This is a genomic window from Streptomyces sp. NPDC059037 (assembly GCF_042740015.1).
Lineage (GTDB): Bacteria > Actinomycetota > Actinomycetes > Streptomycetales > Streptomycetaceae > Streptomyces.
The window spans coordinates 1-8,915 of sequence record NZ_JBHYIG010000358.1; the positions used below are offsets into that span (position 1 = coordinate 1).

Here is an 8,915-nt window from a genome sequence, read left to right on the forward strand (position 1 = left end):
TTGTTTCTTTCTCTCGAGCGCACTTTATCTGACACATCAATAATTGATGTACTGCCACTGCGCGGCCCCGCCACCTGCGCCCCCCCCCCCCCCCCACCTCTTTGACTTTCACCCTCGGTACGGCGGAAATCTGCCCACCAATTCGCGCACTTCCTCTCGTACTCCCGGTTCCTCGTGGACCGCTTCGGCGAAGAGCCCGGCGATGCGGACCATCTCCGCGTCGCTCATGCCCTGCGTGGTGACCGCCGCCGTGCCCAGGCGCAGGCTGCGGCCGTCGCCGTAGGGCAGGGCGCAGGTGTCGAGGACCAAGGCCCGCCGCGGCCAGGCCGTCGAGGCCGTCCACGAAGTTCACGGCGTTGATGGTGATGACGACGAGCGCGACCGTCAGGAGCGTGCCCTGCCCCTGGTCCAGGAGGACCATGCCGTAACCCGGGACCGGGATCCACAGGATCGTCAGACCCTGGATGACCATGACGCCCGCGGCGATCATCTGGGCGCCCAGCTTGATCAGCGCGTCGATCTCGAACTTGTCGTCGAGCACACCGATCAGCCAGATCAGCGCGGCACCGGAGAGCAGCGCGCGCGGCTCGTTGGAGCGCTCGAAGACGTCGTTCAGATTCGGCAGATGGTCGGCGACGAGCAGCCCCGCGCACAGACCGAAGAAATCGATACCTGTGGGGAAGCCCGTGCGTGAATACCTGCTGACGCTCTGCATCACGGCCGCGGTGACCTACCTGCTGACCGGCCCGGTGCGGAAGTTCGCGATCGTGGCCGGCGCCATGCCGGAGATCCGCGCCCGCGACGTGCACCGGGAGCCCACGCCCCGGCTCGGCGGGATCGTGGCTGGGCATCTCAGCCCCAGCCTAGCTTCGTGAGCCTTGCGGTCGCGCCGGCTCGCAGTCTTGATACGGCTACATCCCCACCGTCAGAAGGTAGCTGACGGCAACGGCACTTGCTCTCCCTACCTACACATCGTGTCAGTACCTGACCTCAGCATCTGCTGGCAGCGGAGCGAACGAAGATCTTGACCATGCCACCGCTGAACTCTCCAAGCGGGAGGGTCCGGCACCGGAGCCAGCCAATTACGGTCGCTCCTCAGCTGAGCTCCGGTCTCTCAAGCTGGCACAACGGCTCGCGCAGGAACTCGTGTGTCCAAGGTAGCCGTAGCGGGCGGATGCAATCGCCGTACGGGCCCCGGGCTGACAGACACAACCCGACCAGTTTGTCTTTGCCGCCCCAATCACCCCGCCTGCAGAGACCTGCCACTCCCCTGCCATTCGTCAGCGACTTCGGCCGGGACAGTCAGGAGATCCAGTACGAAGGCACCCGCTCCACCATGCAGTTCGCCGGATTCGCGGTCCGAGCGCTTGTCCCTATTCTGGCTCAAGCTGTCGAAATTGGGAGAATTGCAGCACCTGAATGCGGAACCGAATACTCCACATGCTCCACTCCTGCTCTCTCCACTGGCATCGCGGCTCAGCGGGAGCGGCACAACCCAGCTACAACCATGCCCGGAATTTGCAGTCGCGGCCCGACACACCCGGGGTCGTCTGCAAAATACGCCAACTTCCCTGGCGGCTCCCCTTCTACGCAACCGGAAGAGTAATACTCACAACTCTTTCACCTGCCCATCACCCACGGACTCCTCCTCGTTCAATCACACCCCAAAGCACCTCCGCAAGATCGCTTCAAGACATTACTCAGGAGATTTACCTGTCAACTAGCAGAATATCGTTGATTAACTTTGCTTGTGCGCGATAGAAAGATTGAGCAAACGGGGGTTGACGCAATACGCAACAACATGTCGATGCCTCCTCTGATGACCAAAGGGGAAAAATGCGCAAGGTAATAGGCGCCGCTGTCACAACAGTCGTGATCGCAGGATCCCTGGGGCTCGCGGTCCCGGCTTCCGCCGGCGATACGAGCACCAGCACCCGCCCTGTCGCGCAAGCAGCCCAGGCTTCCGCCAAGGGCGGGACCGATGCTGAAGTCCAGCGACTCAGGTGCGGCGGCACGATCAAGCGACTCTCGGCCGGCCCCGGGCCGTTGGGAAACAAGCGCTGGGACATCTACTACAAGAACTGCAGCAGCAGCAGCGTGAAGCGTAAGGTCGACATCAAGCGGGCTGGCGACCTTCCCTGCAGGAAGATCAAGGCTCACAAGACGACGAAGTGGCACTACGAGACGGGCTACTTCGGCCCTGACAGCCCCCGCAAGGTAAAGAAGTGCTGATGCTATTGCGACTCGCTTCTTAGCGAACAAGTCCGGCTTGGAAGCTAGTTTCGCTTTCCAAGCCGGACTTACTCTTTTACTCAACCTGATACGGCGGAAATCTGCCCACCAATGCGCGCACTTCCTCTCGTACGCCCGGTTCCTCGCGCACCGCTTCGGCGAAGAGCCCGGCGATGCGCACCATCTCCGCGTCGGTCATGCCCTGAGTGGTGACGGCGGCCGTGCCGAGCCGCAGTCCGCGGCTGTCGCCGTGGGGCAGGGCGCAGGTGTCGAGGACCAGGCCCGCCGCGGAGAGGCGGCCGCGGGCGGTGCTCGCGTCGACGCCCAGCGGGGCCGGGTCGGCCAGGATCAGGTGGGTGTCGGTGCCGCCGGTGCTGATCACGCAGCCCGCGGCGGCCAGCGCCTCAGCGAGGATCCGCGCATTGGCGACCACGTCATGGGCGTACGCCGTGAAGGCCGGGGTGGCCGCCTCGCCGAAGGCCACGGCCTTGGCGGCGATCGTGTGCATCTGGGCGCCGCCCTGGGTGAAGGGGAAGACCGCCCGGTCGATACGTTGCGCGAGCTCGGCCCCGCACAGGATCAGGCCGCCGCGCGGGCCGCGGAGCACCTTGTGGGTGGTGGCGCAGACGACGTCCGCGTACGGCACCGGGCTGGGGGCCGCTCCCCCGGCGACCAGGCCGATGGGGTGTGCGGCGTCGGCGATGAGGTAGGCGCCCACGTGATCGGCGATGTCGCGGAAGGCCGCGTAGTCGATGTGCCGGGGGTAGGCGATGGAGCCGCAGACGATCGCCTTCGGCTGGTGCGAACGGGCGAGGGCCTCCACCTGTTCGTAGTCGATGAGGCCGCTCTCGGGGTCGACGCCGTAGCCGACGAAGTCGAACCAGCGGCCCGAGAAGTTCGCGGGCGAACCGTGCGTGAGATGGCCGCCGAACGGCAGGCCCATGGCGAGGACGGTGTCGCCGGGGCGCAGCAGCGCGGCGTACGCGGCGAGCACGGCGGACGACCCGGAGTGCGGCTGCACATTGGCGTGCTCGGCGCCGAAGAGTGCCTTGGCCCGGTCGATGGCGATGCGCTCGGCGACGTCCACCAGCTCGCAGCCGCCGTGGTGGCGGGCGCCGGGGTATCCCTCGGCGTACTTGTTGGCGAGCGGAGAGCCGAGGGCTTCGAGTACGGCCGGTGACGTGAAGTTCTCGGCGGCGATGAGCTGGAGGCCGCTGGCCTGGCGTTCGGCCTCGGCGAGGAGGACCTCGGCCATCTGGGGGTCCTCGCGGCGGAGCGCGTCAGCCCCCACGGCGGGCGGTTGTTCTGTGGTGACCGGCATCGTGGGCTCCGGGCCTAGCGGGGGTTGAAGTCCCTCCAATGTAGGCCTGCCGCACGCGGCACGCGCGGTGTCCGCCCCCGGAGGGGAAAGGTTCAGGCTTTGGCCCGTACGCCGGTCAGCGCCGTCACCACGGGATCCAGCGCCTCGTTGATCTCGTCGCCCACCGAGCGGAAGAAGGGCAGCGGCGCCCCGTAGGGGTCGTACACCTCGTCCGCCTCGACGCTCGGCGCGAGCAGCCAGCCGCGCAGCGCCGCGGCCGCCCGCACCAGGGCACGCGCACGCTCCACCACGCCCTCCCCGTCGGGGTCGGGCAGCGTGGCCGGGTCTATGGCCCGCACCAGACGGGTGAACTCCTTGAGCGTGAAGGTGCGCAGTCCTGCCGAGTGACCCATCGAGATGACCTGCGCACGGTGGTCCCGCGTCGCCGTCAGGACGAGGTCCGCCCGGATGACGTGGTCGTCGAGCAGCTCACGGCCCATGAAGCCGGAGGCGTCCGCCCCGAAGTCCGCGAGGACGGTCTCGGCGTTGGTCTCCATGGGGGCGCCCTCGTGCCCCCACGTACCCGCGCTCTCCACGATCAGGCCGCCCGTGAACGGGTCGCCGAGGCGGTCCGCCAGGGCATGCCGCGTCAGCCGCTCGGTGATCGGCGAGCGGCACACATTGCCGGTGCTGACGTGGAGGATGCGGAACGAATCTCGACAAGCCGCTATGCCACGCCCCGTCTCAGGGGCTGTCAATTCGCCACCTCGAGGTCGGGTACCACCTTGCGGAGCTCCTCCGCGGTCAGCGCACCCGCGCGCAGCAGTACCGGCACCTTCCCGGTGACGTCCACGATCGACGAGGGGACGATGCCCGGCGTCGGGCCGCCGTCCAGGTACACGGAGACGGAGTCCCCGAGCATCTCCTGCGCGGCGTCACAGTCCTCGGGGGCCGGGTGGCCCGTGAGGTTGGCGGACGAGACGGCCATCGGCCCGACCTCGGTGAGCAGCTCGATGGCGACGGGGTGCAGCGGCATACGGATGGCGACCGTGCCGCGGGTGTCGCCGAGGTCCCACTGGAGCGACGGCTGCTGCTTGGCGACCAGCGTCAGCGCGCCCGGCCAGAAGGCGTCGACGAGCTCCCAGGCCGACTCGGAGAAGTCGGTGACCAGGCCGTGCAGGGTGTTCGGGGAGCCGATGAGGACAGGGGTGGGCATATTGCGGCCACGGCCCTTGGCGTCGAGCAGATCGGCGCAGGCCTCCGGGGTGAAGGCGTCGGCACCGATGCCGTAGACGGTGTCGGTGGGCAGCACGACCAGCTCGCCACGGCGGACGGCGGACGCGGCCTCGCGCAGACCGGTCGTACGGTCGGTCGCGTCGTTGGTGTCGTATCGCCGTGCCATTTAGCGGGCCTCCTCGTACACGTACTGCTGGCTTGAAGTCTTGGTCCTCACGGCATCGCCTTGCGGGCGGTCGCGAAGCGCGGGCGGTTGTTGAGGTCCGGGTGGTCGGCCGCGTCGGCCCAGCCCCGCTCCTCGGTGAAGATCCACGGGACCTGGCCGCCCTGGGTGTCCGCGTGCTCGACGACGACGACACCGCCGGGCCGAAGGAGGCGGTGCGCGGTGCGCTCGATGCCGCGGATCAGGTCGAGGCCGTCCTCGCCGGAGAAGAGGGAGAGCTCGGGGTCGTAGTCGCGGGCCTCCGGGGCGACGTACTCCCACTCCGTGAGCGGGATGTACGGCGGGTTGGAGACGACGAGGTCGACCTGGCCGTCGAGCTCGGGGAACGCGTCACGCGCGTCGCCCTGGGAGAGCTTGACCCTGGACCCCTCGACGTTCTTCCGCGTCCACTTCAGCGCGTCCTCGGACAGCTCCACGGCGTGCACCCGCGAGCGCGGCACCTCCTGCGCCATGGCGAGCGCGATGGCGCCGGAGCCGGTGCACAGGTCGACGATGAGCGGCTCGACGACGTCCATCGCGCGCACGGCGTCTATGGCCCAGCCGACGACCGACTCGGTCTCGGGGCGCGGCACGAAGACACCGGGGCCCACCTGCAGTTCGAGGTAGCGGAAGAAGGCACGCCCGGTGATGTGCTGGAGCGGTTCGCGGGCCTCACGGCGCGCGATCGCCTCCCAGTAGCGTGCGTCGAAGTCCGCGTCCTTGACGGCGTGCAGCTCGCCCCGCTTCACGCCGTGCACGAAGGCGGCGAGCTCCTCGGCGTCGTTGCGCGGCGAGGGCACGCCGGCGTCGGCCAGCCGCTGGGTGGCCTGGGCCACTTCCGCGAGCAGCAGGTTCACGCTGGTCCTCCGGGGGCAGTGCGGTTGTCGGGTGCTTACGCGGCCGCGAGCTTGGCGGCGGAGTCCGCGTCGACGCAGGCCTGAATGACCGCGTCGAGGTCTCCGTCGAGCACCTGGTCCAAGTTGTACGCCTTGAAGCCGACGCGGTGGTCCGAGATCCGGTTTTCCGGGAAGTTGTACGTACGGATCTTCTCGGAGCGGTCAACCGTGCGGACCTGGCTGCGACGGGCGTCCGCCGCCTCCTTCTCCGCTTCCTCCTGGGCCGCGGCAAGGAGCCTGGAGCGCAGGATACGCATCGCCTGCTCCTTGTTCTGCAGCTGGCTCTTCTCGTTCTGGCAGGAGGCGACGACTCCGGTGGGAATGTGCGTGATGCGCACCGCGGAGTCGGTGGTGTTGACGGACTGGCCGCCGGGGCCCGACGAGCGGTAGACGTCGATGCGGAGGTCGTTCGCGTGGATCTCGACGTCGATCTCCTCGGCCTCCGGCGTCACCAGGACACCGGCCGCGGAGGTGTGGATGCGGCCCTGCGACTCGGTCGAGGGAACGCGCTGCACGCGGTGTACGCCGCCCTCGTACTTCAGCCGCGCCCAGACGCCCTGGCCGGGCTCGGTCGCGCCGTTGCCGCCCTTGGTCTTCACGGCGACCTGGACGTCCTTGTAGCCGCCCAGCTCGGACTCGGTGGCGTCGATGATCTCGGTCTTCCAGCCCACGCGCTCCGCGTACCGCAGATACATGCGAAGGAGGTCGCCCGCGAAGAGCGCCGACTCGTCGCCGCCCGCGCCCGCCTTGACCTCGAGGATGACGTCCTTGTCGTCGCTGGGGTCGCGGGGCACCAGGAGCAGCCGCAGCTTCTCGGTGATCTCCTCGCGCTGCTTCTCCAGGTCCTTGACCTCCGCGGCGAACTCCGGGTCCTCCGCGGCCAGTTCACGGGCCGTCGCGATGTCGTCGCCGGTCTGCTTCCAGGCGCGGTACGTCGAGACGATCGGGGTGAGCTCGGCGTAGCGCTTGTTGAGCTTGCGCGCGTTGGCCTGGTCGGCGTGGACCGAGGGGTCCGCGAGCTTCGTCTCCAGATCGGCGTGCTCGCCGATCAGTTCCTCGACCGCCTCGAACATCGGGGGCTCCTGGTTTCGTACGCGAATTTCGTTCGCTCAGTGGCGCTTGCGTCAGACGGCAAAGCGCCGGTCCCGGCCACCCCCTCCCGAGGGCGGCCGAAGACCGGCGCAGTGGCTCGCTACTTGTTGGAGCCGGCAGCCTTGCCGAAGCGGGCCTCGAAGCGGGCCACACGGCCACCGGTGTCGAGGATCTTCTGCTTGCCCGTGTAGAACGGGTGGCACTCGGAGCAGACCTCGGCACGGACGGTGCCGCTGGAGATCGTGCTGCGGGTGGTGAACGACGCGCCACAGGTGCAGCTGACCTGCGTCTCGACGTACTCGGGGTGGATGTCGCGCTTCAAGGTGTCTCCTAGTTTCGGGAGGGCACCGGGTCGTACGCGCGGATTGCTCGTACGTGAACCGGGGCCGACGTACCAGTCTGCCAGGACTGGTCGCATCTGCCCAAACCGGGGTGGGTGCCGATCTATTCCCGCGGGGCCCGTGCGACCGCTCGGGTCACCGCTAGTTACTGGTCACGACGTCGTCCGCTGCGCCCTTGTCGCCCGCGGACTGCTCGGTTGCGGACTTGGGGATCGCCTTGTCCGCCTTGAGCGCGGCCCAGACCTGGCGGTCGGCCTTCTCCAGGGGCAGTACGCGGTTGGGGTCGGCCGGGTCGTACTGGATGGGCAAGGTAACCATGTGCATGTCGCCCGCGCCGATGCCCTTGAGGCCGCCCGCGAAGCCCGCGAGGCTCTTGACGTCGTTCAGTTCCGAGTCCGTGGTGATGGCGCTCGTCGCGTCGTCCGCGAGGTCGTAGAGCTTCTTCGGGTTGCTGAACACGCCGACGTCGTTGACCTGGTTGATCAGGGCCTTGATGAACGCCTGCTGGAGCTGGATGCGGCCGAGGTCGCTGCCGTCGCCGACGCCGTGCCGGGTGCGGACCAGGCCGAGTGACTGCTCGCCGGTCAGCTGGTGCTTGCCGGCTTCGAGGTCGAGGTGGCTGTCCTTGTCATGGATGGCCTCCTTGGTGGTGATCTCGACGCCGCCGAGGGTGTCGATGAGCTTCTTGAAGCCCGTGAAGTCGACTTCCAGGTAGTGGTCCATGCGGATGCCGGACATCTTCTCGACGGTCTTGACGGCGCAGGCCGGGCCTCCGACCTCGTACGCCGTGTTGAACATCTGCCGCTGACCGCCCGGATCGGTCCGACCGTCGTCGGTCTTGCACTCGGGCCGGGTTATCAGGGTGTCGCGGGGTATCGAGACGACGCTGGCCGTCTTGTGGCCCTTGTTGACGTGCACGACCATCGCCGTGTCCGAGCGGGCGGCGCCCTCGTCCTTGCCGTACTTGGCGTTGTCGCCGGAGCGGGAGTCGGAGCCGAGGACGAGGATGTCCTGCGAGCCGTTGTCGACGTTCGCGGGGCGGTCCGTGCCGAGCGCCGCGTTGATGTCGACGCCCTTGATGTTGCCGTTGAGCTTGAAGTACACGAAGCCGAGGCCCGCACCGCCGAGGACGATCACCGATGCGGCGGTCCACGCCGTGATGACGAGGGCCTTGTGCCGCTTGGTGGTCGGCTTGCGGCGCCGGCCGCCTCCGCCACGGGTGCGCTTGGGCTTCGTATCCTCGGGCGCGCTCTCGTCGGTCATGTGCTCCTCAGTCCTCGTCGGGTCGGTTACCCCCTGCTTTCAGGGTCAGGCGTGGTTGCGGCGTCATCTGTCAGACGTGCAAACCGCTTGAAGGGTTGCACAGCGCCTTGTGGGCGCCCCTGGCGCACACCGGTGACCCACCGTGCACTCCGAACCCACCCTTCCAGCTTCCCACCTGCGATTTCGTCGGCGCCGGTGCTACTGCCCGTGACCGTAAGAATCTCTTATGTGTGTGGCCAAGGTCTCTCGGCAGGCAAAAGGGGGGGGCCGCGCGCGCGGGGCGGGCGAGGGGCGGGGGGTGGGGGGGTGGGTGGGGGGTTGTGTGTGTGTATGAAAAACAAAACACACAAACC

At 68.0% G+C, this 8,915-nt stretch carries 8 protein-coding genes and 3 pseudogenes; 2 read left to right on the forward strand and 9 right to left on the reverse strand.

From position 1 onward, the window contains the following. Positions 1-108: 108 nt before the first annotated feature. Both ACFWY6_RS41530 and ACFWY6_RS41535 read right to left on the reverse strand, forming a co-directional pair. Positions 109-337: pseudogene (locus tag ACFWY6_RS41530) on the reverse strand (serine hydroxymethyltransferase); the annotation flags it as partial. Beyond that, positions 317-664, reverse strand: a pseudogene (locus ACFWY6_RS41535) (undecaprenyl/decaprenyl-phosphate alpha-N-acetylglucosaminyl 1-phosphate transferase); the annotation flags it as partial. The pseudogenes ACFWY6_RS41530 and ACFWY6_RS41535, both read right to left, overlap by 21 nt. A 10-nt stretch (positions 665-674) precedes the next feature. On the opposite strand from ACFWY6_RS41535, the pseudogene ACFWY6_RS41540 reads away from it, so the two are divergent. Both ACFWY6_RS41540 and ACFWY6_RS41545 read left to right on the forward strand, forming a co-directional pair. Continuing rightward, positions 675-839 (forward strand): annotated as a pseudogene (locus tag ACFWY6_RS41540) (undecaprenyl/decaprenyl-phosphate alpha-N-acetylglucosaminyl 1-phosphate transferase); the annotation flags it as partial. A gap of 997 nt (positions 840-1,836) precedes the next feature. Further along, positions 1,837-2,232, forward strand: a complete 396-nt coding sequence (locus ACFWY6_RS41545; RefSeq protein WP_384701919.1) for a hypothetical protein — start codon at positions 1,837-1,839, stop codon at positions 2,230-2,232. Between the two features lie 76 nt (positions 2,233-2,308). Here ACFWY6_RS41545 and glyA read toward each other — a convergent pair whose 3' ends face one another. The 7 genes from glyA to ACFWY6_RS41580 form a co-directional block, all read right to left on the reverse strand. Further along, positions 2,309-3,553: a serine hydroxymethyltransferase gene (glyA, locus tag ACFWY6_RS41550; protein WP_384701921.1), complete on the reverse strand. Its 1,245-nt coding sequence runs from the start codon at positions 3,551-3,553 to the stop codon at positions 2,309-2,311. A 92-nt stretch (positions 3,554-3,645) separates the two neighbouring features. Beyond that, on the reverse strand, positions 3,646-4,290 hold the full coding sequence (locus ACFWY6_RS41555) for a protein-tyrosine-phosphatase (RefSeq protein WP_266870804.1): 645 nt from the start codon (positions 4,288-4,290) through the stop codon (positions 3,646-3,648). After that, positions 4,287-4,934, reverse strand: coding sequence for an L-threonylcarbamoyladenylate synthase (locus ACFWY6_RS41560; RefSeq protein WP_135331177.1), 648 nt, complete (start codon positions 4,932-4,934; stop codon positions 4,287-4,289). The genes ACFWY6_RS41555 and ACFWY6_RS41560 overlap by 4 nt, the downstream gene beginning before the upstream one ends. Positions 4,935-4,981: 47 nt before the next feature. Then, positions 4,982-5,827, reverse strand: a complete 846-nt coding sequence (prmC, locus tag ACFWY6_RS41565) for a peptide chain release factor N(5)-glutamine methyltransferase (RefSeq protein WP_360767148.1) — start codon at positions 5,825-5,827, stop codon at positions 4,982-4,984. Positions 5,828-5,862: 35 nt separating this feature from the next. Beyond that, on the reverse strand, positions 5,863-6,939 hold the full coding sequence (gene prfA, locus ACFWY6_RS41570) for a peptide chain release factor 1 (protein ID WP_384701927.1): 1,077 nt from the start codon (positions 6,937-6,939) through the stop codon (positions 5,863-5,865). A 119-nt stretch (positions 6,940-7,058) separates the two neighbouring features. Next, positions 7,059-7,280, reverse strand: coding sequence for a 50S ribosomal protein L31 (gene rpmE, locus ACFWY6_RS41575; protein ID WP_135331180.1), 222 nt, complete (start codon positions 7,278-7,280; stop codon positions 7,059-7,061). Positions 7,281-7,440: 160 nt separating this feature from the next. Continuing rightward, positions 7,441-8,562 carry an LCP family protein gene (locus ACFWY6_RS41580; RefSeq protein ID WP_384701930.1) on the reverse strand — a complete coding sequence of 374 codons (1,122 nt, stop codon included), beginning with the start codon at positions 8,560-8,562 and terminating at the stop codon, positions 7,441-7,443. Positions 8,563-8,915: the final 353 nt, after the last annotated feature.

Excerpts from the sequence above, each read along its gene's own strand:
- ACFWY6_RS41545 (WP_384701919.1), top strand. The coding sequence starts at position 1,837 with ATGCGCAAGGTAATAGGCGCCGCTGTCACAACAGTCGTGATCGCAGGA.
- ACFWY6_RS41580 (WP_384701930.1), bottom strand. The coding sequence starts at position 8,562 with ATGACCGACGAGAGCGCGCCCGAGGATACGAAGCCCAAGCGCACCCGT.
- ACFWY6_RS41560 (WP_135331177.1), bottom strand. The coding sequence starts at position 4,934 with ATGGCACGGCGATACGACACCAACGACGCGACCGACCGTACGACCGGT.
- glyA (WP_384701921.1), bottom strand. The coding sequence starts at position 3,553 with ATGCCGGTCACCACAGAACAACCGCCCGCCGTGGGGGCTGACGCGCTC.
- prfA (WP_384701927.1), bottom strand. The coding sequence starts at position 6,939 with ATGTTCGAGGCGGTCGAGGAACTGATCGGCGAGCACGCCGATCTGGAG.